27 protein-coding genes and 1 pseudogene are annotated in these 24,888 nt (G+C 61.9%); 26 read left to right on the forward strand and 2 right to left on the reverse strand.

Features of this window, described 5'->3' with window-relative positions; genetic code table 11:
• The first annotated feature begins 9 nt into the window (after positions 1 to 9).
• The 19 genes from accC to spo0A all read left to right on the forward strand — a co-directional run bounded on the left by accC (position 10) and on the right by spo0A (position 18,526).
• Positions 10 to 1,353 (forward strand): acetyl-CoA carboxylase biotin carboxylase subunit, encoded by a 1,344-nt coding sequence (gene accC, locus BM357_RS11315; protein ID WP_074953159.1) that lies wholly within the window; start codon positions 10 to 12, stop codon positions 1,351 to 1,353.
• Between the two features lie 64 nt (positions 1,354 to 1,417).
• A complete protein-coding gene (locus BM357_RS11320; RefSeq protein WP_074953162.1) occupies positions 1,418 to 1,840 on the forward strand; it encodes an Asp23/Gls24 family envelope stress response protein in 423 nt (140 codons plus the stop codon).
• 22 nt (positions 1,841 to 1,862) lie between these two features.
• The gene (amaP, locus tag BM357_RS11325; protein WP_074953165.1) at positions 1,863 to 2,411 is read left to right on the forward strand and encodes an alkaline shock response membrane anchor protein AmaP; all 549 of its coding nucleotides are present in this window, start codon (positions 1,863 to 1,865) and stop codon (positions 2,409 to 2,411) included.
• On the forward strand, positions 2,408 to 2,641 hold the full coding sequence (locus BM357_RS11330; RefSeq protein WP_074953168.1) for a hypothetical protein: 234 nt from the start codon (positions 2,408 to 2,410) through the stop codon (positions 2,639 to 2,641). The genes amaP and BM357_RS11330 overlap by 4 nt, the downstream gene beginning before the upstream one ends.
• A gap of 151 nt (positions 2,642 to 2,792) precedes the next feature.
• On the forward strand, positions 2,793 to 3,221 hold the full coding sequence (nusB, locus tag BM357_RS11335) for a transcription antitermination factor NusB (RefSeq protein ID WP_074953171.1): 429 nt from the start codon (positions 2,793 to 2,795) through the stop codon (positions 3,219 to 3,221).
• A gap of 22 nt (positions 3,222 to 3,243) precedes the next feature.
• A complete protein-coding gene (locus BM357_RS11340) occupies positions 3,244 to 4,215 on the forward strand; it encodes a Kae1-like domain-containing protein (RefSeq protein ID WP_074953174.1) in 972 nt (323 codons plus the stop codon).
• Between the two features lie 52 nt (positions 4,216 to 4,267).
• Positions 4,268 to 5,278: an NAD(P)/FAD-dependent oxidoreductase gene (locus BM357_RS11345; protein WP_281245589.1), complete on the forward strand. Its 1,011-nt coding sequence runs from the start codon at positions 4,268 to 4,270 to the stop codon at positions 5,276 to 5,278.
• A 57-nt stretch (positions 5,279 to 5,335) separates the two neighbouring features.
• Positions 5,336 to 6,202, forward strand: coding sequence for a bifunctional methylenetetrahydrofolate dehydrogenase/methenyltetrahydrofolate cyclohydrolase FolD (gene folD / locus BM357_RS11350; protein ID WP_074953180.1), 867 nt, complete (start codon positions 5,336 to 5,338; stop codon positions 6,200 to 6,202).
• Entirely contained in the window at positions 6,199 to 7,632 is a 1,434-nt protein-coding gene (gene xseA, locus BM357_RS11355) for an exodeoxyribonuclease VII large subunit (protein WP_425426540.1), read from the forward strand. Before folD ends, xseA begins: the two co-directional genes overlap by 4 nt.
• Complete coding sequence (xseB, locus tag BM357_RS11360) at positions 7,622 to 7,828, forward strand: exodeoxyribonuclease VII small subunit (protein ID WP_245783959.1); 207 nt, start codon at positions 7,622 to 7,624, stop codon at positions 7,826 to 7,828. The genes xseA and xseB overlap by 11 nt, the downstream gene beginning before the upstream one ends.
• Positions 7,825 to 8,724, forward strand: a complete 900-nt coding sequence (locus BM357_RS11365) for a polyprenyl synthetase family protein (RefSeq protein ID WP_074953188.1) — start codon at positions 7,825 to 7,827, stop codon at positions 8,722 to 8,724. Before xseB ends, BM357_RS11365 begins: the two co-directional genes overlap by 4 nt.
• Before the next feature lie 824 nt (positions 8,725 to 9,548).
• On the forward strand, positions 9,549 to 10,058 hold the full coding sequence (locus tag BM357_RS11370) for a CNNM metal transporter family protein (protein ID WP_139234683.1): 510 nt from the start codon (positions 9,549 to 9,551) through the stop codon (positions 10,056 to 10,058).
• 5 nt (positions 10,059 to 10,063) lie between these two features.
• Positions 10,064 to 11,950: a 1-deoxy-D-xylulose-5-phosphate synthase gene (gene dxs, locus BM357_RS11375; RefSeq protein WP_245783960.1), complete on the forward strand. Its 1,887-nt coding sequence runs from the start codon at positions 10,064 to 10,066 to the stop codon at positions 11,948 to 11,950.
• A 1-nt stretch (position 11,951) separates the two neighbouring features.
• The gene (locus tag BM357_RS11380) at positions 11,952 to 12,791 is read left to right on the forward strand and encodes a TlyA family RNA methyltransferase (RefSeq protein WP_074953267.1); all 840 of its coding nucleotides are present in this window, start codon (positions 11,952 to 11,954) and stop codon (positions 12,789 to 12,791) included.
• Between the two features lie 93 nt (positions 12,792 to 12,884).
• Positions 12,885 to 13,397, forward strand: a complete 513-nt coding sequence (locus tag BM357_RS11385) for a hypothetical protein (RefSeq protein WP_074953194.1) — start codon at positions 12,885 to 12,887, stop codon at positions 13,395 to 13,397.
• Between the two features lie 22 nt (positions 13,398 to 13,419).
• Positions 13,420 to 14,262 (forward strand): NAD(+)/NADH kinase, encoded by an 843-nt coding sequence (locus tag BM357_RS11390; RefSeq protein WP_074953197.1) that lies wholly within the window; start codon positions 13,420 to 13,422, stop codon positions 14,260 to 14,262.
• A gap of 22 nt (positions 14,263 to 14,284) precedes the next feature.
• Positions 14,285 to 15,982, forward strand: a complete 1,698-nt coding sequence (recN, locus tag BM357_RS11395; RefSeq protein WP_074953200.1) for a DNA repair protein RecN — start codon at positions 14,285 to 14,287, stop codon at positions 15,980 to 15,982.
• Between the two features lie 139 nt (positions 15,983 to 16,121).
• On the forward strand, positions 16,122 to 17,465 hold the full coding sequence (gene spoIVB / locus BM357_RS11400; RefSeq protein WP_074953203.1) for a SpoIVB peptidase: 1,344 nt from the start codon (positions 16,122 to 16,124) through the stop codon (positions 17,463 to 17,465).
• Between the two features lie 266 nt (positions 17,466 to 17,731).
• Positions 17,732 to 18,526, forward strand: coding sequence for a sporulation transcription factor Spo0A (gene spo0A, locus BM357_RS11405; protein ID WP_083430435.1), 795 nt, complete (start codon positions 17,732 to 17,734; stop codon positions 18,524 to 18,526).
• A gap of 198 nt (positions 18,527 to 18,724) precedes the next feature.
• Here the strand turns inward: spo0A and BM357_RS19360 are convergent, their stop codons facing one another.
• The gene (locus BM357_RS19360) at positions 18,725 to 19,075 is read right to left on the reverse strand and encodes a hypothetical protein (protein ID WP_139234684.1); all 351 of its coding nucleotides are present in this window, start codon (positions 19,073 to 19,075) and stop codon (positions 18,725 to 18,727) included.
• A gap of 306 nt (positions 19,076 to 19,381) precedes the next feature.
• On the opposite strand from BM357_RS19360, the gene BM357_RS19365 reads away from it, so the two are divergent.
• The 7 genes and pseudogenes from BM357_RS19365 to BM357_RS11440 all read left to right on the forward strand — a co-directional run bounded on the left by BM357_RS19365 (position 19,382) and on the right by BM357_RS11440 (position 24,184).
• Positions 19,382 to 19,642 (forward strand): hypothetical protein, encoded by a 261-nt coding sequence (locus BM357_RS19365; protein WP_139234685.1) that lies wholly within the window; start codon positions 19,382 to 19,384, stop codon positions 19,640 to 19,642.
• Positions 19,643 to 19,713: 71 nt separating this feature from the next.
• Positions 19,714 to 20,244 carry a YfiT family bacillithiol transferase gene (locus BM357_RS11415; RefSeq protein WP_074953212.1) on the forward strand — a complete coding sequence of 177 codons (531 nt, stop codon included), beginning with the start codon at positions 19,714 to 19,716 and terminating at the stop codon, positions 20,242 to 20,244.
• A 350-nt stretch (positions 20,245 to 20,594) separates the two neighbouring features.
• Positions 20,595 to 20,819, forward strand: a complete 225-nt coding sequence (locus tag BM357_RS20295) for a GrpB family protein (protein WP_342741622.1) — start codon at positions 20,595 to 20,597, stop codon at positions 20,817 to 20,819.
• Positions 20,820 to 20,881: 62 nt separating this feature from the next.
• Entirely contained in the window at positions 20,882 to 22,183 is a 1,302-nt protein-coding gene (locus BM357_RS11425; RefSeq protein ID WP_083430436.1) for an acyl-CoA thioesterase/bile acid-CoA:amino acid N-acyltransferase family protein, read from the forward strand.
• Positions 22,184 to 22,454: 271 nt separating this feature from the next.
• Positions 22,455 to 22,685, forward strand: coding sequence for a cold-shock protein (locus BM357_RS11430; protein WP_281245590.1), 231 nt, complete (start codon positions 22,455 to 22,457; stop codon positions 22,683 to 22,685).
• A 296-nt stretch (positions 22,686 to 22,981) separates the two neighbouring features.
• Positions 22,982 to 23,245: pseudogene (locus tag BM357_RS20720) on the forward strand (GNAT family N-acetyltransferase); the annotation flags it as partial.
• A 333-nt stretch (positions 23,246 to 23,578) separates the two neighbouring features.
• Positions 23,579 to 24,184, forward strand: coding sequence for a nucleotidyltransferase domain-containing protein (locus BM357_RS11440; RefSeq protein WP_074953218.1), 606 nt, complete (start codon positions 23,579 to 23,581; stop codon positions 24,182 to 24,184).
• Positions 24,185 to 24,276: 92 nt separating this feature from the next.
• Here the strand turns inward: BM357_RS11440 and BM357_RS11445 are convergent, their stop codons facing one another.
• Positions 24,277 to 24,540, reverse strand: coding sequence for a hypothetical protein (locus BM357_RS11445; protein ID WP_074953221.1), 264 nt, complete (start codon positions 24,538 to 24,540; stop codon positions 24,277 to 24,279).
• Between the last annotated feature and the right edge of the window lie 348 nt (positions 24,541 to 24,888).

The raw sequence follows: 24,888 nt of genomic DNA on the forward strand, positions 1-24,888 counted from the left end.
AGATCCGCGATGTTCAAACGCGTTCTGATAGCCAACCGCGGGGAGATCGCCGTGCGCGTCATTCGCGCATGCCGCGAACTCGGCATTGAGACGGTCGCGGTGTACTCGGAGGCGGATCGCGACGCGCTGCACGTGCAGATGGCGGATGAGGCGTACTGCATCGGGCCGGCGCCGAGCCGGCAGAGCTATCTGCACATTCCGAGCATCATGTCGGTCGCGACCCTGACCGGTGTCGATGCCATCCATCCCGGATACGGATTTCTTTCGGAGAACCCGGATTTCGCCGAGGTCTGCGAGGCCTGCGGGATCACGTTTATCGGCCCGAGCGCGCGCGCCATCGAAGCCATGGGGGACAAGTCGAGGGCGAAGGAGACGATGAGGCGGGCGGGCGTGCCGACCGTTCCCGGGAGCGACGGGCTCTTGGCCGACGCGGACGAGGCGGTCGCCCTCGCCGAACAGGTGGGCTACCCGGTGGTCATCAAGGCGACGGCGGGCGGCGGCGGGAAGGGGATCCGCATTGTGCGCGACCCGGATGCGCTGCGCCAGGCGGTGACGACGGCCCAGCGGGAGGCGGAGACCGCCTTCGGCAACGCTGGCGTCTATCTCGAAAAGTACATCGAGCGGATGCGCCACGTGGAGGTCCAGGTGCTGGCGGACCGCCATGGAAACGTCATTCACCTGGGGGAGCGGGACTGCTCCGTCCAACGCCGTCTGCAGAAATTGGTGGAAGAGTCGCCCTGTCCCGTCCTGTCGCCAGAGACGCGGGCCGCGATGGGAGCGGCCGCCGTGGCTGCGGCGCGGGCAGTCGGCTACGTCGGGGCCGGGACGGTGGAGTTCATCTACACGCCGGAAGGCGACTTTTACTTCATGGAGATGAACACGCGCATTCAGGTCGAACACCCGGTGACCGAGTGGGTCACCGGGATCGACCTCGTCCGCGAACAGATTCTGGCGGCGGCCGGTGAGCCGTTGTCCGTCCGGCAGGAGGATGTGGTGCTCTCCGGACACGCTATCGAGTGCCGCATCAACGCAGAGGATCCGGAGCGCAACTTCATGCCGAGCCCCGGCAAAATCGAGGCGTACCTTCCGCCCGGAGGGATGGGGGTGCGCGTGGACAGCGCCGCCTATCCGGGGTACGTGGTGCCCCCGACCTACGACTCGATGATTGCGAAGCTGATTGTCTGGGCGCCGACGCGCGAGCAGGCCATCGACCGCATGCTGAGGGCGTTGGGCGAGTTTCGCATCGAGGGGGTTCGCACGACCATCCCGTTCCATCAAAGGCTGCTCCGGCACGAGAAATTCCGCTCGGGAGACGTGACGACCCGGTTCCTGGAAGAGTACCCGGTCCTGTAGGGTCTTGGTCCCGTCGGAGAGGAATGGTATACTTCAGCCAACGTGGGCGGAAAGGATGTCTGCCATGCAGGATATGGAGTTCGAGGCCACCGACCTCGGGAGGATTCAAATTGCGGACGAGGTGATTCAGATCATCGCCGGCATCGCGGCGAGCGAGGTGGTCGGCGTGGTCGAATTGAGCGGGGGCTTCGCCGGAGGCATCACCGAATCGCTCCTCGGACGCAAGAATTTCACAAGGGGCGTTCGCGTCCAATTTGGAGAAGCGGATAGGACCTGCACCATTGAACTGGCGGTGGTGCTTCAGTTCGGCGTGAACATCCCGTCCGTCTCGTTGGCGGTACAGGAGCACGTCAAGCGCACGGTCGAGAGCATGACCGGATTGGACGTGACGGCGGTGCACGTCCATGTCGCCGGCATCAGCCTGCACACCGAGAAGGACAAGGGCAAGGAAACGCAGGAATTGGCGGCAGACAAACGGGCGCGCTGACCGTCCTCCGGGGAGGGGTACTGTGAGCGCTTTGGATCGCGTGTTGTTGATCATCTTCTGCCTGGCGGGCCTGGCGGCCGGCGCCTGTGCGTTTCTCGTCGGCGCCGGGGCCCTGGCTCCCGCCGGAGGGGTGGGAGAATGGGCGGCATACCCGGACAATGCCTATCTGATGGCGGGAGGCGTGGTGTTCGCGCTCCTGGCGGTGCGCTTCCTGTTTTACAAGGTGCGCCGACGGGAGCCGGACTTCGTGTTGCTCCCGGGGGATTTCGGGCACATTCGCATCTCGTTTGACACCATCCGGGAATTGGCCAACCGCACCGGGCGGTCGGTGCGCGGCGTGCATGAATTGGATACGCGCGTGCGCCACGGGCAATCGGGGATTGTGTTGGCGGTGCGCGTCCGCGCGCTGCCGGATCTGGACTTGGCCCAGATGGGCCGCGAGATCCAGGAAGCGGTCAAGGCGTACGTGGAACGGACCACAGCGGTGGTCGTGGAACAGGTCCTCGTAAGCGTCACCGAGATCTCCGGAGGCGCTTCCGCGCGCGGTTCGCGAGGGTGGAGTCAGGCATGAACGGGGTGCGCGAGGCCTGGGCCTGGTTCCGTTCGCTGAAGCGGCGGTGGCACGGGCTCTTGGCCGGGTGCGTCCTGTGGGCGGTGTGGATGGCCTTCGGTTTTTGGGCCACAGTATTACTGTTGATCCTCGGCGGCGGCGGTTTTGCGGCCGGACGCGTGCTGGAGCAGCACGAGTCATGGCGCGACGTCGTCGAGAAGCTGTTGAGCGAGCGGTTCGGAGATTCGTGAACCGGCGGAGCGGTGCGCTCCGCTTCCTCTGCGCAAGCCCCTGCGTGCCGCGCCCTTCCCTTTTACTGACAGTTGGGCGGGCGCTATGCGGTGTGTCTTGCGTAGCACAAACGGAGCGTAGCGCCCGCCCAACGAACAAGGAGGTGGTGGGATGCGGCGCCATGACCTGCGCGCGAAAGCGGTGCAAGCCATCTATCAGATCGAGGTCGGAAAGTCGAGTGCGCAGGAGGCTGTCCGCCACGTCTTCGAGGACGAGGAGTCGGCGACGGACGCGGATCGAACGTATGTGGCGCGTCTGGTGGAAGGCACGGTGGCGGCGTTGCCGGAAATTGACGGCATCCTGAAGGAGCGCGTGCAAGGGTGGCGGCTCGACCGGATTGCGCGTGTGGATCTCGCCATCTTGCGGCTCGCCGTCTTCGAGTTGTTGTACGAGTGGGATGTGGATGTGGCGACCATCGCGGACGAGGCGGTCGAGCTGGCCAAGCAGTACAGCACGGAGGAGTCGGGCCGGTTCGTCAACGGCGTGCTTTCGCGGGTGATCCCGTTGGCGCACGAGCGCCGGGCAGCGGCGAGATCGTAGGCGGCAAGCAGGGAGACAGGACATGCTGGTACTTGGAATCGATACGAGCAACTACACCACCTCGCTGTCCGCCGTGCGGGCGGACACTGGGGAACTGGTGGCGGACGCGCGGCGCGGGCTGCCGGTTCGCGAAGGAGAGAGAGGGCTTCGGCAAGCCGATGCGCTCTTTTTTCATGTGCAGCATCTGCCCGGCGTGATGGACGACCTGGTGGCGCAACTCGCCGCCGCGGGGATCGGCCCCGCCTGGGCGGGCGTCGGGGTGTCGGTTCGGCCCCGGCCCTTCGCCCGCTCCTACATGCCGGTGTTCCGCGCCGGCGCGAGCTTTGCACACGCATTCGCCCGCGCTCTCGGCCTTCCCGTGGTGCCCTGTTCACACCAGGAGGGCCACCTGGCGGCCGCATGCCATTTTCTTGCGCCCTGGGACGGGCCCTTTCTCGCCCTGCACCTCTCCGGGGGCACCTCCGACCTGGTGTGGGCGGAACGCACGCGCTTCGGGTATCGCGTCACCACGCTCGAGGAGGGGGCCGACCTTCACGCGGGGCAATTTGTCGATCGCGTCGGGGTCGCCTTGGGCCTGCCGTTCCCGGCGGGCCCGTCGTTGGAGCGGCTCGCGCAGCAGGCACCTCCAGACAGCGGTTTCCGCGTCCCCTCGAGCCGTCCGTCGGCCGGCCTCAGCTTCTCGGGCCCGTGCGCGGCCGCCCTGCGCGCGGTGGAGGCCGGCGTGCCGGGGCCTGAGGTGGCGTTGGCGGTCCAGATCTGCATCGCCCGCACGGTTGCGAAGGCTGTGCTGCGCTGGCGGGATCGGCTCGGTGCCCGGAGGTTGGTGGTCGCGGGCGGCGTGGCCGCCAACGCGGACATCCAGGCGCGTGTGAGACGCCAGCTGGCCTCGGAGGCGCCCGATCTCGAGGTCCACTTCGCCCCGGCACGGTACGCCTCGGACAACGCCTTGGGCCCGGCCCGCATCGCCCGCGACTACCTGTTTGTGGCGCAGTAGATACGGTATAATGGGCCCGGTTGGTTTTTACGTTACGGAGGAGGGGCTTCCAGTGACCGAGACGGGATCGCTCAGCCAGGCCACCCAAGTGTTCGACATCACCATCATCGGGGGCGGCCCCACGGGATTGTTCGCGGCGTTCTACTGTGGCATGCGCGACGCCTCGTGCAAGATCATCGACAGTCTGCCCGAGTTGGGCGGGCAATTGGCCACGTTGTATCCGGAGAAGTACATCTACGACGTGCCGGGATTTCCGAAGATCCGCGCGAAACAACTGGTGGAACAGCTCAAGGAGCAGGCCTTCCAGTACAATCCGGCCGTGCACCTGAACGAGACGGTCGAGGGATTGACGCGGCGCGAGGACGGCGTCTTTGAACTGAGAACGGACAAGCAGGTGCACCTCACCAAGGCGGTCATCATCTGCGCCGGGATTGGCGCCTTTTCCCCGCGCCCGTTGCCCGCACAAAACGCGGAGGCGTTCGTCGGACGGGGCGTCTACTATTACATCGACGATCTCGAAAAGTTCCGCGGCAAACGCACCCTGGTCATCGGCGGCGGGGACTCCGCGGTCGATTTCGCCTTGATGCTGGAGGGCGTCGCGTCCTCGGTCACGTTGATCCACCGGCGCGACCAGTTCCGGGCCCACGAGGAGAGCGTGAAACGCCTGCTGTCCTCGACGGTCGACGTGCGCACGTTTGTCGAATTGGACTCGGTCAGCGGCGGGGATTGGTTGGAAAAGGCGGTGCTGATCCACAACAAGACGAAGGAGCGTACGGAACTGGCGGTGGACGCCATCGTCAGCGGCCTGGGCTTCACCGCTTCTCTCGGGCCCATCGCGGACTGGGGCCTGGAGATTGAGGGCAACGAGATTGTCGTCAACACGCGCATGGAGACCAATATCCCGGGGGTGTACGCGGCGGGCGACATCGTCACCTATCCCGGCAAGGTCAAGCTGATTGCCACCGGTTTCGGGGAAGCCCCGACCGCAGTCAACAACGCGAAGACGTTTATCGATCCAAAGGCCAAGCTGAGCCCCGGGCACAGCAGCAATCGCAAGGAGTGACCAAAGTCGGCCCTGTCCGGATGCGGCGGACGGCGGCACGGGTTGGAGGGGATGACGATGGCGGTGGTCCTGGACGGAAAGCAGGTGGCGGCCGAGCTGCAGGACAAGGTCCGGCGCCAACTGGAACGCATGGCGCCGAAGGGGCGGCTGAAGCTGGTCGTGGTGCTCGTCGGCGATCACCCGGCGTCCGCCAGCTACGTGCGCGGCAAGCAGCGGACGGCCGAGAAGATCGGGCTGGCCGGGGAGGTCAGGCACCTGCCGGCGTCGGTGACGGCGGAGGAACTGCTCGGCGTCATCGACACGTTGAACGCCGATCCGGACGTCGACGGGATCCTCGTCCAACTGCCCCTGCCGGCGCATCTCGACGAGCGGACGGTGATTGAACGGATCGCGCCGGAAAAGGACGTCGACGGGTTCCATCCGCTCAATGTGGGGCGCAACTTCGCCGGCGTCCCCGCCGTCTGGCCGTGCACGCCGGCCGGCATCATGGCGCTGCTCGAGCACTACCGCCTCCCGGTCGCGGGGCGGCACGCGGTGGTCGTCGGGCGCAGCAACATCGTCGGGAAACCGATGGCGCAGATGCTCCTGCAGGCGGATGCGACCGTCACGGTGTGCCACTCCAAGACCCCGGACCTGGGGGTGCACACGCGGCAGGCGGACATTCTGGTGGTCGCCGCGGGCGTGCCCGGCCTCATCGGCGCCGAACACGTGAAGCCGGGGGCGGTCGTGGTGGACGTCGGCATCCACCGCGTGGACGGACGGCTCGTGGGCGATGTGGATTTTGAGGCCGTGGCGCCCGTCGTCCAGGCCATCACCCCCGTCCCGGGTGGCGTCGGTCCCCTGACGGTGGCCATGCTGATGGTCAACACGGTGCGCCTGGGCTTCCGCCGGCGCGGCTGGGGAGGAGACGAAGCGTGGCAGTGACGGCAGCGGCCCAGGTGTTCAGCGTCAGCGAGTTGAACCGGCTGATTGGCCAACTGCTGCAGGCGGACGAGCGGCTGGCCCGGTGCTACGTGGCGGGCGAGATATCCAACTTCAAATACCACTCCAGCGGCCACATGTATTTCACGTTGAAGGACGAATCGAGCCGCCTGCGCGCCGTCATGTTCGCGAGCCGCAACCGGCGCCTGAACTTTCGCCCCGAGGATGGGATGCGGGTCATCGCCCTCGGCTCGGTGCAGGTGTTCGATCGCGACGGACAGTACCAACTCTACGTGGAGGACATGCAGCCGGACGGCATCGGGGCGCTGTACGTGGCCTTCACGCAGCTCAAGGAGCGGCTTCAGGCGGAAGGGTTGTTCGCACCGGAGCGCAAACGCCCCCTTCCGCCATACCCGCGGCGCATCGGGGTGGTGACGTCGCCCACCGGAGCGGTCATCCGCGACATCTGCAGCACGCTTCGGCGCCGGTATCCCCTGGCGAAGGTGGTGCTCTCGCCCGCGCTGGTGCAAGGACCGACCGCCGCGCCGACCATCGTGGAGGCCATCGCACGGCTGGTGCGTTACCACGGGGAGCGGGAGGCCATCGACGTGATCATCGTCGCCCGCGGCGGGGGATCCCTGGAAGAACTGTGGCCGTTCAATGAGGAACTGGTGGCGCGGGCGGTCGCGGCCTGTCCCATCCCGGTGGTTTCGGCGGTCGGCCACGAGACGGATTACACGATTTGCGATTTCGTGGCGGACGTGCGGGCCGCGACCCCGACAGCGGCCGCGGAACTGGTCGCCCCGGCGGTCTCGGATCTGCGCCTGCATCTGCAACAGTTTGCGAACCGGGCGCAGAGCGCCGTGGTCTGGCGGATTGGGAGTGCCCGCGACCGGCTGCGGACGGTGCAGCAGGCGCACGCGTTGCGGCATCCGCTGCACATGGTGCATCTGCGCCGGCAGGCGGTGGACGTCGTCGAGCATCAGCTGCAGCAACAGGTGCGCCGGCCCATCACAATCGCCGAACGGCGCTTGAACCAGAGCCGGGAGCGGCTGTACCGGCTCGACCTGCGGCAGCGCGTGGCGCGCGCGGCGGGGCGGGTGGACGGGCTGGCGCAGGAGGCGGCTCAAGCGGTTCGGCGCCGGTGGAACGCGGCCGATGTCCGGGTGCAGCGGATCACCGCATCGCTGGTGGCACTCAATCCGCTGGCGGTGCTGCAGCGGGGGTACAGCGTGGTCTACCGGGCGGACACCGAAGAGGTGGTGACGTCCGCGCGCGCCCTGTCTCCTGGAGACGCGGTCCGCGTCCAGTTTTCCGACGGCCGGGTGATGGCGAAGATTGTGGAAGAGGAAGGAGAGACGCGCCGTGTCTCAAGACACCGCACCACAGGGCGTGACGCCCAAGGAGACGGACAACTCCGACTTGACCTTTGAACTCGCCATGCGCCGCCTGGAGGAGACGGTGCGCCTGTTGGAGGCTGGAGAGCTGACGTTGTCCGACTCCATTGAGCGGTACAAAGAGGCGATGCAGTTGGTTCAGTTCTGCCGCACTCAACTGGATCGTGCGGAGTTGGAGATTGAACGGTTGCTGGCGGAGGACGGGGCGGACAAGGAGGAGAACGGCGCATGACGGGCGCCCGCCCGCCGGTGGACGTCGACCGTTACATCGCGGAGACCGGGGCCGCGGTGTCCGCCTATCTCGCGACCGTGTTTCCGGCTGACGCCCAGCCCGCCCGCCTGTTCGAGGCCATGAATTACAGCCTGCTCGCGGGCGGCAAGCGCATCCGGCCCATCCTGTGCCTGGCGGCCGCGCGCAGCTTCGGGGTGCGCGAGGAGGATGCGATGCCCGCGGCGGCAGCCCTCGAATTGGTGCACACGTACTCGCTGATTCACGACGATCTCCCGGCGATGGACGATGACGACCTGCGCCGCGGCCGTCCCACCAATCACCGGGTGTTCGGCGAGGCCACGGCTCTGTTGGCCGGAGACGGCCTGTTGACGGAGGCGTTCGCGCTGCTGTCCCAGCCGTTGAACGTGCCGCCTGAACGCCAACTGCAGATGATTCAGACGCTCGCCCGCGCGGCCGGTCCGTACGGCATGGTCGGCGGCCAACAAGCCGATATGGAGGCGAACCGGACGACCGGGTCGCTGGACCAACTGGCGTTCATCCACCGCCGCAAGACCGGAATGCTGATTCAGGCGTCCGTCGTCATCGGCGGCTTGTTCGCGGCACTGGGTCCGGCGGAGCGGGAGGCGCTGGCGGCCTTCGGGATCGAAATTGGACACGCGTTTCAGATTGTGGACGATTGGCTGGACGTATCCGGGGACACCGAGGCCTTGGGAAAACAGACGGGTGCGGATGAACGCATGCAGAAGCTGACCTATCCGAGCCTCATCGGACTGGAGCGGACGCGACAACTGGCGGAGGAACGGTATGAGGCCGCGGTGTCCGCGCTTGAGGCCGCCGGCATCGATGCGCCGCTCTTGACCGGTTTGGCCGCGTACGTCGTGCAGCGTAACCGCTAGCGTGCGGACGAGCGGATACGCAGCGGCCTCCGTCCGTGTCGGTGACGGCCGTATTTGCCCGAATCCGGCGGCTGGCGTACGTCCGGCGCATTATGTTGACCCCTGGGCGTATGCTATAATAGGTTCCGTCAGCCGGGTGGCGCAGTATTCTAGTCGACCGTCCGTTCCTGAAGGCGGGGCTAAAAATCCGCCAAAGGGCACATCGATGAAGTTCCTGGTGTTGGCTTGGGGCGCCCAGCCCTGGGCTGGTACTGGGAGTTAAGAAAGTTGGGCAACCCGCAATGGCATGCGGGACCTGACCCAGCTTTCGCGGAGGCCCAAGTTCGTGGTCCGCATCAAAGGGGACTATGGCTTGGGGGATGAACCTGCATGCGGAGGCCATCTGTGTGCAGCGTAGCCTGCCTTGAGTGGTGCCGAAGGATCGCGGGTAGCAGGTGCCAGGTTCCCCGGCCAGGGAGCCGCACCGGTGCCGCGTGAAATCTGTACTGCAAAAGAGGCTAGGGAACGGTCGCGGTTGTCGCGGAAAACGCCTAGACTGTCTGCGACGGCAGGGCTCTTTGAGGATTATAGTGTGGACTGAGTGGTAATCTAGTCTGACAGTTGGCGACACTGTCAAGGGTCGCATAAAGGGAAACCGCCCGCTTGGCGACGAGCGGGTGCGACCTTGGGAAAACCTACTGGACCTAAGCCACAGCGTTTACTCAAAGAGCTGCCACCCTCCATTGCTCTTCATTCCGCGGGGGTACATAATGAAAAAGACGACGCTACGCGGTTCTCTCCCTTTCATTTTGTCCGTGGCGGCGCTATCGTTTCCGCTTGGTGGTGTGTTTGACACAGCCACCATTTTTTTAGATACGGTGGCGTGGTACATTGGAGCCGTGGTGGTGGTCTTCATCGTCTGCGTCGGCGCGATGTTCGACATGCTCGGCGTGGCTGCGGCGGCCGCGCGGGAGACGCCGTTTCACGCCATGGCCGCCAAACGTGTGTACGGCGCGAAACGGGCCATCACCATCGTCCGGAACGCCGAAAAGGTGTCGAGCATCTGCAGCGACGTGGTCGGGGATATTGCCGGTGTCTTGAGCGGCGCCGGCGCACTGGCGGTCGCCGTCCAGTTGAACCGGACGCTCGAGGTCACCGGGTGGATGGAAGAGTTGACCATCATCGCCATCACCGCGCTGGTCACGTCGTTCACCGTCGGCGCCAAGGCCATCGGTAAGACCCTGGCAATCCAGTCGCCGACGCCGATTGTGCTGTATGCATCAAAGGTCTTGGAATCGATCCTCGGCATTTGGAGACGCTCTCCCCGTAGAGGCGATAAGCGGGCTCGGGCGTAACCCGTGTGAGGTGTTGCATCACGCTGCTGGAAAAAGTCAATGAACCGTCGGACGTCAAGCGGCTGACCGAGGCGCAGTTGCTGCAACTCGCCTCGGAGATCCGCACGTTTTTAATCGAATCCGTCTCCAAGACAGGCGGCCATTTCGGCGCCAACTTGGGCGTTGTCGAACTGACCCTGGCGCTGCACCGCGTGTTTGACAGCCCGCGGGACAAGATCGTCTGGGACGTGGGCCATCAGGCGTACGTCCACAAGATGCTGACCGGTCGGCGCGAGCAGTTTGCCACGTTGAGGCAGTACAAGGGGTTGTCCGGTTTTCCGAAACGTTCTGAAAGCCCGCACGACGCGTTCGGCGCGGGCCATGCCAGCACGTCCATCTCGGCGGCGCTCGGCATGGCGGTCGCCCGCGACCTGTCCGGGGAACGCCATCACGTGGTGGCCGTCATCGGCGATGGCGCGTTGACGGGCGGCATGGCGATGGAAGCGCTGAACCATGCCGGACACCTGGGCACGAATCTGTTGGTCATCCTGAACGACAACGAGATGTCCATCTCGGAAAACGTGGGCGCCGTGTCCAAGTACCTGACGCGCCTCCGGACGGACCCGACCTACTCCCGGGCGAAGGCAGAGCTGGAGGCCGCCCTGCGCAAGGTGCCGGCCATCGGGGAGCGGCTGACCAAGACGCTGGAGAGGTTCAAAGACTCCATGCGCCATCTGTTCGTCCCGGGCATGTGGTTCGAAGGGTTCGGTTTCAAGTACCTTGGCCCGGTCGACGGCCACGATCTCCCCGGTCTCATCCGGGTCCTCGAGGACGCCAAACATCTGCGCGGGCCGGTGCTCATCCATCTGGTCACGCGGAAGGGAAAAGGGTACCCCTCCGCAGAGGATGCGCCTGATAAGTTCCACGCCTGGCCGAGCGGGTCGGGCGGGAAGGCGGCACCTTCGTATTCCAGCGTGTTCGCCGAGACGCTGACGCGGCTGGCGGAGGCGGATGAACGGGTGGTCGCGGTCACCCCGGCGATGATCCAGGGCTCGGGGCTCGGGAAGTTTCAACAGAAGTTCCCTCGGCGCCTGTATGACGTGGGCATCGCGGAGCAGCACGCCGCCACCTTCTGCGCCGGTTTGGCGGCGGCTGGCAAGAGGCCGGTGCTCGCCATCTATTCGACGTTTTTGCAACGCGCCTACGACCAGGTGATTCACGACATCTGCATCCAAAAACTCCCTGTTCTCATCGCCATCGATCGCGCCGGCCTCGTGGGCGCCGATGGCGAGACGCACCAGGGGGCCTTCGACATCGCGTATCTGCGCACGGTGCCGAACCTGACGCTGATGATGCCGAAGGACGAAAACGAGCTGCGCCACATGCTGTACACGGGTCTGCAGTTGGAAGGGCCGGTGGCCGTGCGGTATCCGAGGGCCGACGGCGAGGGCGTCCCGCTGGATGAATCGCTGCGGATGCTTCCGGTAGGACGCGCGGAGGTGGTCCGCGAAGGATCGGATGTCGCGCTGTTGGCTCTGGGCCCCATGGTCCGAGTCGCCGAGGCGGCGGCCGAGCGGCTGGCGGATCAACACGGCATCCAGGCCACGGTGGTCAATATGCGGTTTGTCAAACCATTGGACCATGCCCTCGTCGTGCGGCTCGCGGAACGCATGCCGCTGGTGACCGTGGAGGAAGCCGCGCTGGCTGGCGGCATGGGCTCCGCCGTCATGGAGGCCTTGGCGGACGCGGGGGTCCTCTCCCCGGTGACGCGCATGGGCCTGCCCGATGTCTTTGTGGAGCACGGATCCCGGGAGGAACTGCTGATGGCCTTCCAACTCAGCCCCGAGGGCGTGGCGGATGCGGCGCTGCGGACGGTGCGCGCGGCGCAGCGCGGACGCCGGGTCGAAGTGTGACATGAGCAACCGAAAAGTACGTCTGGACGTGCTGCTGCATCGGCGGGGGTTGTTTCCCAGCCGGGAGGCGGCACGGCGCGCCATCATGGCCGGCTTGGTCCGCCGGGATGGCACGGTGGTGGACAAGCCGGGACTGCAGGTCCAGGAAGAAGAGGTCTTTGAGGTCGAACAGCCGGAACACCCGTACGTCAGCCGCGGTGGCCTCAAGCTGGAACGGGCGCTGCGGTCGTTTGGCGTCTCCTTGGCGCATGAGGTGGTCCTGGACGTGGGCGCATCCACTGGGGGCTTCACGGACTGCGTCCTTCGACACGGCGCGCGGTTGGTGTATGCGGTCGACGTGGGGTACGGGCAGTTGGCTTGGTCACTGCGCCAGGACCCGCGGGTGGTGGTGATGGAGCGCACCAACTTTCGCCACGTCGATCCCGCCGTCTTCCAGCCCCGGCCATCGACCGCCGTGATGGACGTATCGTTCATCTCCATTCGGCTCCTGTTTCCTAAGTTGCTCGAGATCCTCGGGACGGGCGGCCGCGTGATCAGCCTGATCAAACCGCAGTTCGAGGCCGGCCGGGAATCGGTCGGCAAAGGGGGCATCGTGCGCGACCCGGCGGTGCACCGGCGCGTGCTGGCCGAAGTCCTCGGTGCCGCCGGCGAGCTGGGCATGCAGTGTGTGGGCCTCGATTATTCGCCCATCACGGGCGGCGACGGGAACATCGAATTTTTGGCCTGCTGGCGCATCACCGGTCAACCGGCCCCGGATGCGGTGTCCGACCGGGTGCCGGAGGTGGTGACGGCCGCGTGGGCGGCGCTTCGGTCAGGACCGCCGGGATCGCCCAAGGCGTGAAGGTTGTGGCGCCCACAGGTACGGCGTGCGCAGCGCGGCAGGAACTTGCTTTGCCTCTGTGGAATCCCTCAGTGAGGCAAAGGGGCGGTCCGGATGCAGGGGACAGATGTGTGGGCGATCCTCTTTTGCGCCTTGTTCGCGCTGGCGGTGTTCCGGTCGCTGTTCCACCGGGTGGGACGGAGCAGCCAAGTGCCCTTGGAGGGGCACTACCAGGCCGCCCGCCACTGGTTGGAGGACAACGGATACACCATCGTCGCGGTGCACCCGCGATGTGAATGGCACGGGTATTACGGGACCGACCACTACCAATGGCCGCTGTCCGCCGATTTCATCGTCCGCCAGGGGGCGCGCTATTTCGCCGTCATCCTTGCTCGGTCGCGGTCAGAGGCGGTGACCGAAACCCGGCTGCGCGCCGAGTGGTACCCCGTGTCCGTGGCGTTCGGCGTGCATGGGCTGTTGCATATGGACGTCGACGGAGAGCAGGTTCACCATGTGGACTTTGAGCTCACGCATCCCCCGTCGCTTCGATGGCGCAGGATGGTCAACCGAAGTTTGTGGTTCCTCGGTGGCATGCTCGCCGCCCTCGCCTTGTTCCACGGGGTGTGAGCGCCTGGACAGGAGGGATTGTGTGCGGACCATCGCCGTTTTTGTCAATCCGGACAAACCGAGGGCGGTGGAGATGAAAGCCCGACTCGAAGAGCTGTTGTGCGCCGCGGGATTGCGCACCCTGTGTTTCGAGACGGGACATCGGCACGCGGACGCCGACCTTTCCGCCTTGCGCGAGGCCGAGCTGGCCTTCGTCCTCGGCGGGGACGGCACGCTCCTCGGGGTGGCGCGTCAGCTGGCGCCGTTGGGGGTGCCGCTGCTCGGCATCAATGCCGGGCATCTGGGGTTTCTCAGCGAGGCGGAACCGGCGAATCTGGAGGACACGGTGCGGCGCGTGGCGGCCCGCGACTATGCCCTCGAAGAGCGGATGATGCTCGAGGCATCGCTGACCCGGAGGGGGCGGACCGAGCAGACCCTGATTGGCCTGAACGACGTGGGCATTGCCAAAGGGTCGTTCGCACGCATGGTGACGGTGGACGTGTACGTGGACGACGTATTTGTGGATTCCTACAGCGGGGACGGGTTGATTGTCTCCACCCCCACCGGTTCGACCGCTTACTCCCTCTCGTGCGGCGGCCCCATCCTCATGCCGCAATTGAAAGTCATGCTCATCACGCCCATCTGTCCGCACACCCTGGTCGCTCGCCCGTGCGTGATCGACAGCCGGCAACAGGTACGATTGGTCGTCCACGCCACCCATCGGGACGTCGGCATGACGATGGACGGGCAGGTTGGGGTGACGCTCTGTCCGGGGGACGAGGTCGTGGTTCGGGAGTCCCAGGCGCGCACCGTGCTCGTCAAACTCGGCAAGCGGGAGTTCTTTGACGTGCTGCGAAGCAAGCTGCACGGCGGCAACAACCACTGACGAGTCAAGGGGGAAAACGCGGATGCTGTCGGAGCTGTCCATCCGGGGGATCGCGCTGATTGACGAGGCGCATCTGCGCCTCGGCCCGGGGCTCACCGTGTTCACCGGGGAGACGGGGGCTGGAAAATCGATTCTTCTCGATGCCATCGGACTGCTCTTGGGCGGGCGGGCGTCGGCGGAGTTGGTCCGCAAGGGGGCCGACAGCGGGCGCGTGGAAGCCTTGTTTCACCTGTCGGACGTGGTCCGTCCGCGCGTGCTGGAGCGGTTGTCGAAGTGGGGCATCGAGGCGGAGGAGGATCTGCTGATCTCGCGCGAGGTGCACGCGGGAGGCCGGTCGGTGTGCCGAATCAACGGGCACATGGCGACGGTGCAGATGCTTCGGGAGCTCGGGTCCCTGTTGGTGCAGCAGCATGGCCAGCACGAATACCACGGCCTCCTGCAGGCCGAGGAGCAGATGCGGGCGCTCGATCTCTACGGCAACCATCAATCCCTCCTCGCCGAGGTTGGGCAGTTGTACGCGGAATGGTCGCAGTTGCGGCGAACGCTGGAACGGATGCGCATGGATGAGCAGGAACGAGTGCGCCGCATCGACATGCTGCGGTTCCAGATGGAGGAGATTGAGCGGGTGAACCCGCGGCCAGGCGAGGAGGAGGTGCTGAGAGAACAACGGCGCCTGCTGCAGCACGTCGACCGCGTGTCGGCCTCCCTGCAGACGGCGGTGGCGGCGTTGATGGGTGGGGACCGAATCTCCTCCGGCGCGGTCGCCCTGATGGCGGAGGCGGCGCGGGAGGTGGCCGCCGCCGCGGATTTTGACCCGCGGATGAAGGACGCGGCGGAGTTGTTGGAGACGGCCCAGGTGCACGCCGAGGAAGCGGCCCACGCGGTGCGCCGGTTTCTCGACCGGTTGGAGGCGGACCCTGCGGAACTGGAGCGCGTTGAGGAGCGGCTGGCCCAGATCCGGGCGCTCGAGCGGAAATACGGCGCCACGGAGGCGGATGTGCTGGCATATTTGCAAGGGATACGGGAAGAGTACAACCGGTTGGTCAATCACGAACAGGAGACGGCTGAACTCGAAGCCCGCCTGGCGGACTGCGAGCGCCGTCTGGCCGACGCTTGCGACCGGCTGCACGAACGCAGGCGGGAGACGGCACGCCGGATGGCGGCCGAGGTGCAGGCGTTGTTGCGGACGCTGTCCATGCCCTCGGCGCGCTTCGAGATCGCCGTGAACCGGCAGACCACTCGCAGCGGCACCGGGTTCGGAGCGGACGGCGCGGATCAGGTTCAGTTTCTGTTCAGCGCCAACAAAGGGGAAGAACTGAAACCTTTGCAGAAGGTGGCCTCCGGAGGGGAGTTGTCCAGGACGCTGCTGGCGATGAAGGCGGCGCTGGCCGACGTCGACGAGGTGGACACGCTGATTTTCGATGAGATCGATGCGGGGGTCAGCGGCCAGGCGACACTGGCCATCGCCGAGCAGATGACCCGGCTGGCGGGCCGGCACCAGGTGCTGTGTGTGACGCACGCCGCCCCGATTGCCGCTGCCGCTGCGGAGCACTTCGAGATCGTCAAGGTGGAGACGGAGACGCACACCCTCACCCAGGTCTCCCCGCTAGACCAGGAGGGGCGCATTCGGGAGCTGGCACGCCTCATCGGGGCAGGGGCGGCCGACGAGACGGCGGTGGCACATGCGCGCGCATTGTTAGACCGGCGTGTGCAGAGCTGAGGCGCCTGCCGGGATTCGGCTCGGGTGGCGCAGGCGAGCGGATCGCACAACTTTTGTGCATCATAAAGCCTTCCCGCGGGGGCACCTTAGGTAGCACCGGAACGCTCAGGGGGTGCCACGAAGGGGGGCGCTGACACAGATGCGGCATGGCCGACGTTGCAGCAGTCACGTGCGCAAGCTCTGCGCGGCGGCGCTCAGCTTGTTGTGCCTCACACCGCCGGTACAGCAGTTGGCAAGCCTTCCCGGCGAGATCCACATTCCCATTGGGGAACACACCATTCTTCCGCTTCGGTTGCCGTGCAAGGCCGTGGTGGTCTCATCCGACACCCGCGTCGTCGGCGCACAGCCGGTCTTGGCGCGCGGGCATGAGACCGATCTTGAGGTCACCCCCCGGGAGTTGGGGGATGCCATCATCTCGACTCGTCTGTTCGGATTTCTTCCCTGGAAGGCCCTCCACGTACATGTCGTACCGCAGGAACGCGTCTTCGCCGGCGGCCAGTCCATCGGTGTGCGCCTGCACAGCAATGGGCTGATTGTCGTCGGCTTTCAGCGGGTGGACCGGCTCAGCCCCCCTCCGGGGATGGCTTTGCGGATCGGCGACGTCATCGAACGGATCGACGGGAAACCGGTGCACGAAGCGCGGGATCTGCGCCGGGAAGCCAATGCCGTGCAGGGGCCTGTCCGGCTTTCGGTGCGCCGCGGCGCGGAACACCTGCAGGTAGTCTTGACGCCTGCGACCGGATCGGACGGATACCGCCGTCTGGGGTTGTTGGTGCGAGAGAAGACGGCGGGTGTCGGCACGCTGACCTTTTACGATGCGCACCACCATCGCTTCGGGGCGTTGGGTCACCTCATCACGGACGTGGACACGGGTCAGCCGATAGAGGGATGGGGTTCGGTGCACGAGGCCGAGGTCACCGGCGTGGTGCGCGGCACCGCGGGCCACCCCGGGGAAAAGCAGGGCCGTTTCTTGGCGTCCGTCCACGAGATCGGGCGCATCGACGTCAACACCGACTACGGGGTGTTCGGCGAAATGGATGCGCTGCCGCGGTTTTCGTATCTCTCCAAGGAAGTGCCGGTCGCCCTGCCGGAACAGGTGCATCCCGGGCCTGCCAAGTTGCTCACGGTGATCCACGGGCAGCAGGTGGAAGCTTTTGACGTGGAAATTGAAAACGTGGCGCGCCAGGATCGTCCCGGCACGAAGAGCCTGGTCGTGCACGTCACGGACCCGCGGCTGCTGCGGATGACGGGCGGGATTGTGCAGGGGATGTCGGGAAGTCCGCTGCTGCAGGACGGGCGGCTGGCGGCGGCCGTGACCCATGTGTTCGTGTCCGATCCCACGCGGGGATACGGGGTGTACGCCGCCTGGATGCTGCAAAAGTGTGAAACATTCCCGGACCGTGGTTCAAACCGGGAATCAAACCGGGAGCCGGTCGGCAGTTCAGCGGCCTATGGTGGGACAGGCCCGTCGCAGCCGGTTTGACTGGGGATGGCACCCCTGTTGACGTCGACGAGAACCGGGGGTTCGCTCCCCCGGTTTTGGCCGTGAATGGGGAAGCCCTCTTGAGAGCGCTGCGTAACGCTGAACCACGCTGCCGGTTGCAGCGTTCGCGGGTGGGTGTCGAACGATGTCGAAAAAATGGGCTCGGAGGCGAAAAGTCTTCCATAAGATTTGGCAGGACATGACCCCTCGCCGTCGAATTAGGTGAAGCGTGATTCTCACGCCGAGGGGGAGGCACCGTGTCTGTATTGAAAATTCTCATCGCCGATGACAACAAGGAATTTACTGAAATACTGAATGAGTTCATCTCCTCGCAGGACGACATGGAGGTCTGCGGGGTGGCGCACAATGGAAACGATGTCCTGGACCTGATCCGGGAACGGTCGCCAGACGTGTTGGTGCTCGATATCATCATGCCCGTGCTCGATGGCATCGGCGTGATGGAGCGGTTGGTCGAGGAGATGGAACCCCTTCCGAAAGTCATCATGCTGACCGCCTTCGGGCAGGAGACTGTCACGCGGCGCGCCATGGAGCTCGGGGTATCGTACTTCATTCTCAAGCCGTTTGACATGCCTGTCTTGATTGAGCGCATTCGACAAGTGACCCAGGAAGCGCAGGCGGCGCCCGCCGCAGTGCCTGGCGTGATGTTCCCGTTGGACCGTCAGATCAACCTGGCGGCCGTGCACCGCCGGTCCATCGACGCGGCCATCACCCAGATCATCCATGAGATTGGGGTACCCGCCCATATCAAGGGATACCACTACCTGCGCGAAGCCATCGGAATTGTCTTTTACGATGTCGAAATCCTCAGTTCCGTCACGAAGACTCTGTACCCTCGCATCGCTGAACGGTTCAAAACCACCCCTTCTCGGGTGGAGCGCGCGATCCGCCATTCCATCGAAGTGGCCTGGGGAAGGGGCAACATGGATGCCATTCGCAACGTGTTCGGATATACGGTCAGCGCTTCCAAGACGAAGCCCACGAATTCGGAATTCATCGCCATGATCGCAGACAAACTGAGAATGGAGTACAAGATCGGCTAAGTGCAGCAGGGCAAGCGTTTGTGGGTGCGGTATCGTCACACGCAACGAGAACCACGGCCTCTGTGTGCCGTGGTTCTCGGTATAGGGTTCATGGATGAACACGCTCGTTTGATGTCGGCCACCGGCAGCGTGACAGGCGACAGGGGGAGCCCAGGCCCGTTGATTTTGGGGCACCCTTCGTCCCAGGGCATGACGAGCTTATACAGACCCGGAACTCAGGTGGAGCAGAACCTGCGTATATTCCTGTTCATCGATCTCTGTACCCTCTGCCATCACCTCTTTGAATTTGGCGAAAAGCGAGTGGATGAGGGGTTCTTGGTTCACCGATTCGATGGCGGCGTGATAGCTTTCTTCGTCCGGAAAGAAGTTCAGCTCGATGATTTCACTGGAATCTTGATTACTTCGTAGGTATATCGCACGGTAATCTACGAATTGCCGATAGACTTCGGCCGCCTGTGCCTGAATGGTTACATAATCATTCCAAGCATTTGGACGAAGTCGGTATCGATAGACTTTTACGAACCTGTGCGCTGCCTCCCGTATCATCATGTGGATGCCACTGTGCCCGGTCACCATATATGGTTATTGTTATTGAACGAAAACTTCTATGATTTGACAAGCCCCGGGATCCATGACGTGTTTTCTCGCGTTACCGCGTGGTCTTGACGATGACCTGTCCAATGGCACCTTGCCGCCCTAGCAGGTGAAGAATGGTCCGCTCGACCCCCGTTGGCTCCCTGCGCCGCCAGATCATGCACGACTTCCTGATGGAACGTAATAAAATGGAACATGGTTGACACAAATGATGCGTTTTGTCCGTCTCTAGTCATTAAGATGGAATTGAGGGGGACTCCCGTGAAGTCAAGAACATCATTGCGTGTGTCGCTCGTCATTCTTGTGCTTTCTTTCTTATCGACCGTTTACTTCGGATATGGTTACTACAAACATGTGTATTTGCTGAAACTTCGCTCGCCAAAACTCATGCCTGGAATGCCACACGGCTATCTGGCGAGTGCCCCCATGTGGACGCATGGGCTGTGGGTGTCGGCAATCATTGCGGCTGTTTTCGCGGTGATGGTGGTTTGTTTGTCTGTCAGGAATCACCACACGAATTGAAGCGCGATCAAGCTGTCTCTCTTACGATTTTCAGCAGAACTTCCTGAACCGCGCGAGAGGAGCATCAAAACGTGGAGGACTTGCGCTATCCCATTGGCATGTACCACCCCGTCCTGGAGATTAGCGATGAGGATAGGAACCAGTTGATCAGAGAGATCGAAATTCAGCCTGCAACCCTGCGTGCCATTGTGGAAAAGCTGACACCGGAACAGATGGAAACGCCATATCGTCCGGGGGGATGGACGATTCGACAAGTGGTGCATCACTTGGCGGATAACAACATGAATGCATACATACGGTTCAAGCGGGGGCTGACGGAAGATACGCCAAGCTCACCGCCGTATCGGGAGGACCTGTGGGCTGAGCTGCCTGATTATCGTCAGATTCCTGTTGGCGAGTCCCTGATCCTATTGGAGGTCTTACATAGGCGCTTTTCGCATTTACTGTGGGCCCTCCATCCCGAAGATTTCCGTTGTACTCTTGCCCATTCAACATTGGGGGTTATCCGTCTCGACACGGCGCTACACAGGTTTGTATGGCATAACAGGCACCACATTGCTCAGATATCTGGATTGTGTGAACGTATGGGATGGTCATGTTAGATATTGGGCCTCAGTCCTTGTGACGTAGATGGACTGGCACCCCATGTATTCCGCGGTTTCAATTTACACAAAAACGCGGCGGTCACGTATGTATAACTGCCGCATATTTATTCGAGTTGTATGTGTTATGCTTGTTGCAGTAATGGGCAGTAATACGCAAAAAATTCCGTCTGCGTCATTTGATCAACATGTTGTGAGGGGAGGAAAGTCCCTGTGGGTTCCAATGTAACAGTCGTTGCGTACAATCCCAGTTGGGTACAGATGTTTGAACGGATACGCGATTCCATTATTCGATTTTAGGCGATATCCTTGTCACTGTAGAACACGTCGGGAGCACATCGGTTCCGGGTCTGGCGGCAAAGCCGATTATTGACTTAGATGCCGTAGTGTACACCCAATCTGATGTTCAGACAGCGATCCAACGGCTTGCTACCATTGGCTACGTTCACGAAGGTGATTTAGGAATTACCGGGCGAGAGGCGTTTATTCCTCCCGATGGCACACCTTCGCGGAAAACACCCCATCCCGTTGCATCGCGTGTGTCTTCGTTCTTGAGGGTCACGGCGTATAAGTGATTAGTGCGGAACTTCTGGTAAGTAATACAACCGGTTAAGTAACCGCACGGTGACCGAGAGGGGTGAACGTCATCAAAGTCACTATGCAAATTAGACCAAAAGTCAGCTTGATAGACGAACCAGTTCATATTCAAATCGATGGCTTGGAACCACATTCGTATGTTACCGTCACGGCAGTCACAAACAACGTTCTTGGGCTCACTTGCTCAGCTCGTTCCTCGGCCGTATTTGTTGCCGACTCAAACGGCAGCATAGACCTGGATACCCAGAAGCCCGTTTCTGGGAGCTATGATTGCGCCGATGGCATGGGCTTATTTTGGTCTATGGCAATCAAAGATATCCAATACACTCCGGTGATTCGAAATGGAGAGTTACGATATGGGCCTGCAGAAACTGTGGTGCGACTGTGTGTTGAGTATAATGGTGAAATTCTTTGCACGGCAGATTGCATCCGCAGACTTTATGATCCAGATGTTCAGATGCTCAACATTACCAAACTAGATATGGTCGGGAAGTTATTCATCCGGAACGGGAATGCCCCGGCTCTTGGACTCATTGTTCTCGGGGGTGGGGAAGGTGGCCTAGCGTCACCAATGACGTACGCCGCATTGTTGGCCTCGCATGGATATCCCGCATTGGCTCTAGCCTATTTTCGTTTCGAACACCTGCTTCCGAATTTACGAGAGATTCCACTTGAATACTTTGAGAAGGCTATCCACTGGCTTCGACATCACCCAGCATGTAATGGACAAGTGGTTGTTTACGGGCGCTCCAAGGGTGCCGAATTGACGCTTCTCCTAGGTTCCAAGTATCCAGAAGTCGCTGCTGTCATTGCGTCAAGCCCGAGCTCGGTTGTGTGTATTGGAGATGTCGAGCAACGTCCGACAGGAGGATACAGGAAATATTCTTCGTGGTCTGTCGACGGAAGGCCGCTCCCGTTTGTTCCATGGTCGGACGAACTATGCGCTGAGGCAGAGCGCAGTCTGCGCAACGGGCGGGGGATCGACCAGGTACATCGACGAGCTCTTCTTGAAGCGGATGGTATCGAAAGGTATGAAATCCCGGTCGAGCGCATCCATGGCCCTATACTGCTGATCTCTTCAGGAGATGATCATTGGTGGCCAAGCACTCTCCACTGTGAAAGGATCAAGCGGCGGTTAAGTGAACATGGGTTTCCGTATAGGTGTGTTCATCTGGATTATCCGCATGCTGGGCACGTCATTCGATTTCCCGGGGTGCCGACGACACAACTGCGGATGAATGGGGGGACACCTGGGGCAAACAACGCTGCGTCGGCCGAGTCATGGCAGGAGATCCTGCGATTTATAGAGCAGCTACACCATGAGGGAGGGGAGCGGGATTGATAACAGAACCTCTCATCAAGTTGGCAAGGTGTCTCGTGACTGTCGGCCCGCTTCGTTCCTTTTCTGAAACCGGTGGAAGGATCATGGAACATGTCTTGTTCCGCCAATGAGCTGGTACAGCTGGGGGTGGCGTGGCGGTTCTTAGGATAGTGGCCATAGGAGTGATAAAAACCAAATAGAGGAAGAATTTTCTGTGACGTTTTACCGATTCGTGGTTACTCCGTTCATACTACAGGGGGGGTGCCGAACGGTGCAGAGAAGAGAAGGGATAGTGAAGTGGTACAAGGAGGACAAAGGCTACGGTCGCATCATGCTGGACGGACAAGATGGGAATCATGTCTTTGTCCACTACACAGAGATTCGACCAGACACTGTCAGGTTTCCTACTGGGTTTCGTTTTCTTAAAGAAGGTCAGAAAGTCTCATTTATCCTGGTTGAAAAGCCACACGCAAATGACAGCCAAAGACTGACTGCCACCGATGTCGAAATCCTGGCCGACTAACCGAAAGCACGTGTCCACTGTGTGTTGCAGCTAGTTCGGAACGTTCGTATAACCTATCTGTCTTGGTCCCTAGTTTCGCGAGGAGATGTCATATGGTCACAAGATGTGATCTGATTCAGAGCCCATCAGGGACGTAGCCTGGGCGAAGCTGCCGAGTCAAGAACTGTGCTGACGTCAGATCATGACCTGGAGAGCGTAAGAGAAGAACCGGGAGAGAACCGATCGGAATGGCATCATTTCATTGTGTAAAATTTGCCGAGATCATGATCCATTAGAAACGACAACTCGCGGAATGGCTTTCAGCGGACACTTGGGATAACTTCTCTCATCCGAATGTATCGGTCGAGACCGCGTTATATTGGACCGATCAGGGTGTCTTTCACGGTGATGACAAGAAGACATTCTGGATCCTGGTGGAAGAGCAAGGTCCCGTGGGGCTGGTGCGACTGTACGATCTACTCGACTCAACGGCCATGTTTGATATTCGGATCAAAAGTAACTACCGTGGGATGGGAATTGGGCGACAGGCAGTGCGATGGCTTACAGATTATGTATTCTAGAACTATCCGGAAGTCGCTCGTATTGAGGCAATCACCCGTCAAGACAATGTTGCCATGCGTAGGGTTTCGCGAACATGCGGGTATGTGGAGGAGGCACATTATCGAGCGGGGTGGAAAACGGTGGACAATCCGTCCGAATGGGTGCCATGCAGTTGGTTACTCAATCCTGAGATGACTGGGCCAATCACACCATCAGCGCCGTTCCTTGGGATGACGAAGTATCCCTGATCGATAAGCCGATTCGCCATGGATGACGGCTCCGGATCTACGAACGTGGAAAAATCACTTCGGGGGGGTTGAGCTTCGTTGTCAACTTCTGAAGAGGTTCGCACGATGGATTTCACTCCGTTGGCTGAGATAACACGAGTAATGGAAACCTTCAGCCGACCGTGGTTCATTGTGGGTGGTTGGGCACTGGATTTGGCATTAGGTCGTGTCACCCGTGAACATGATGATTTAGACGTTTGCGTCTTTCGAGAAGATGTGGCATCACTCTTACATTACTTTCAAGGCTGGGACCGCGAGGTGGTCATTCCCGGGACACATCGCGTGGTCACCTGCTCATCCGAACGAGATACATTGTCACCGAGACACGAACTACATTTTTCAAGAGGCGGTACCGAAGTGGAAGTTCTGTTGATTGATAAGGTGGGGGATAGGGTTCTGTTTCGCCGTGACCCAACGATCTGGATGGCGTACGAGTGCTTTTCACGCCATGATGGAAGCGGACGCCCGTTCGTAGCTCCTGAGTGGCAACTTCTTTTTAAGGCGAAGAGTCCACGGCTCAAAGACGAGTTGGATTTTCGCAATCATGCACCAAATTTGGAAGCTGGCGCGAAGATGTGGCTGGCAGAAGCATTGAAGCGACACCTGCCCCACAGCACATGGATTGGAGAGCTTGAGAGGATGATGGAGAACCCAGCTAGAGGATCGGAATGACACTCTACGGCAAGACGACAGAATCGCCTAGACGATTCGAAAGATCCTGCAGCGACGTGTGAGAGGGGGACCCACCACATAGATTGATTTCATCACCGATAGATGATCCATCCGACAACCAAACTTGCGATGCCAAAGACGAGGGTGGACCCAATGACATACCAGAAGGTGGTGTATTGTGCACGTGGTTCGTTTCGCCGTTGGGCTTCTCTCCTCAGGTTGATGACGGACATGACGCCTCCTGCGATGGCTGCAGTCAGGCTAAACCTGATATCGTGGTGGGAAACCCAAAGGCACACGAGGAAAATGACGAGGATCCACAGCAAGACTTTCAGTGTTCCGTTTAACCAAGCCACTCACATCACCTCCAGCAGACATCTGGAAAATGAGGCATTCATTCGACCCATGCTCGGTGTTCGGGTAACCGCTTTTGCAAACAGTCATTGATGGTACACGATTTCACCATTGGCCGTGACCCGAGTTCGACAGTTGGTAGTCACACAAAGTCCCGCGAAGTCAAGCCCGACATGGATTCGCAAGACCTGTGGATAACTCGTGTAGTAACTACAGCCCGAGCGGCGTGTTCATACGGATGCCCAGAATTCGCGAAGGCTCCGCGACCTGCAGGGCACCAAGAATCTCCCGTTGTACTTCAGTTGTCTCCGTCCGCTGCACCACGATTCCCTGCGGCGTCTTTTGTGTGA

It is taken from the genome of Paenalicyclobacillus macrosporangiidus (assembly GCF_900116805.1).
Classification (GTDB): domain Bacteria; phylum Bacillota; class Bacilli; order Alicyclobacillales; family Alicyclobacillaceae; genus Alicyclobacillus_H; species Alicyclobacillus_H macrosporangiidus.

What these genes read in the sequence shown, in the direction of transcription:
- accC (WP_074953159.1), top strand. Translation starts at nt 10, where the DNA reads ATGTTCAAACGCGTTCTGATAGCCAACCGCGGGGAGATCGCCGTGCGC.
- BM357_RS11320 (WP_074953162.1), top strand. Translation starts at nt 1,418, where the DNA reads ATGCAGGATATGGAGTTCGAGGCCACCGACCTCGGGAGGATTCAAATT.
- nusB (WP_074953171.1), top strand. Translation starts at nt 2,793, where the DNA reads ATGCGGCGCCATGACCTGCGCGCGAAAGCGGTGCAAGCCATCTATCAG.
- BM357_RS19360 (WP_139234684.1), bottom strand. Translation starts at nt 19,075, where the DNA reads ATGATGATACGGGAGGCAGCGCACAGGTTCGTAAAAGTCTATCGATAC.
- BM357_RS11365 (WP_074953188.1), top strand. Translation starts at nt 7,825, where the DNA reads ATGACGGGCGCCCGCCCGCCGGTGGACGTCGACCGTTACATCGCGGAG.
- spoIVB (WP_074953203.1), top strand. Translation starts at nt 16,122, where the DNA reads ATGCGGCATGGCCGACGTTGCAGCAGTCACGTGCGCAAGCTCTGCGCG.
- BM357_RS11340 (WP_074953174.1), top strand. Translation starts at nt 3,244, where the DNA reads ATGCTGGTACTTGGAATCGATACGAGCAACTACACCACCTCGCTGTCC.
- folD (WP_074953180.1), top strand. Translation starts at nt 5,336, where the DNA reads ATGGCGGTGGTCCTGGACGGAAAGCAGGTGGCGGCCGAGCTGCAGGAC.
- BM357_RS11440 (WP_074953218.1), top strand. Translation starts at nt 23,579, where the DNA reads ATGGATTTCACTCCGTTGGCTGAGATAACACGAGTAATGGAAACCTTC.
- BM357_RS11330 (WP_074953168.1), top strand. Translation starts at nt 2,408, where the DNA reads ATGAACGGGGTGCGCGAGGCCTGGGCCTGGTTCCGTTCGCTGAAGCGG.
- BM357_RS11385 (WP_074953194.1), top strand. Translation starts at nt 12,885, where the DNA reads ATGCAGGGGACAGATGTGTGGGCGATCCTCTTTTGCGCCTTGTTCGCG.
- recN (WP_074953200.1), top strand. Translation starts at nt 14,285, where the DNA reads ATGCTGTCGGAGCTGTCCATCCGGGGGATCGCGCTGATTGACGAGGCG.
- BM357_RS11380 (WP_074953267.1), top strand. Translation starts at nt 11,952, where the DNA reads ATGAGCAACCGAAAAGTACGTCTGGACGTGCTGCTGCATCGGCGGGGG.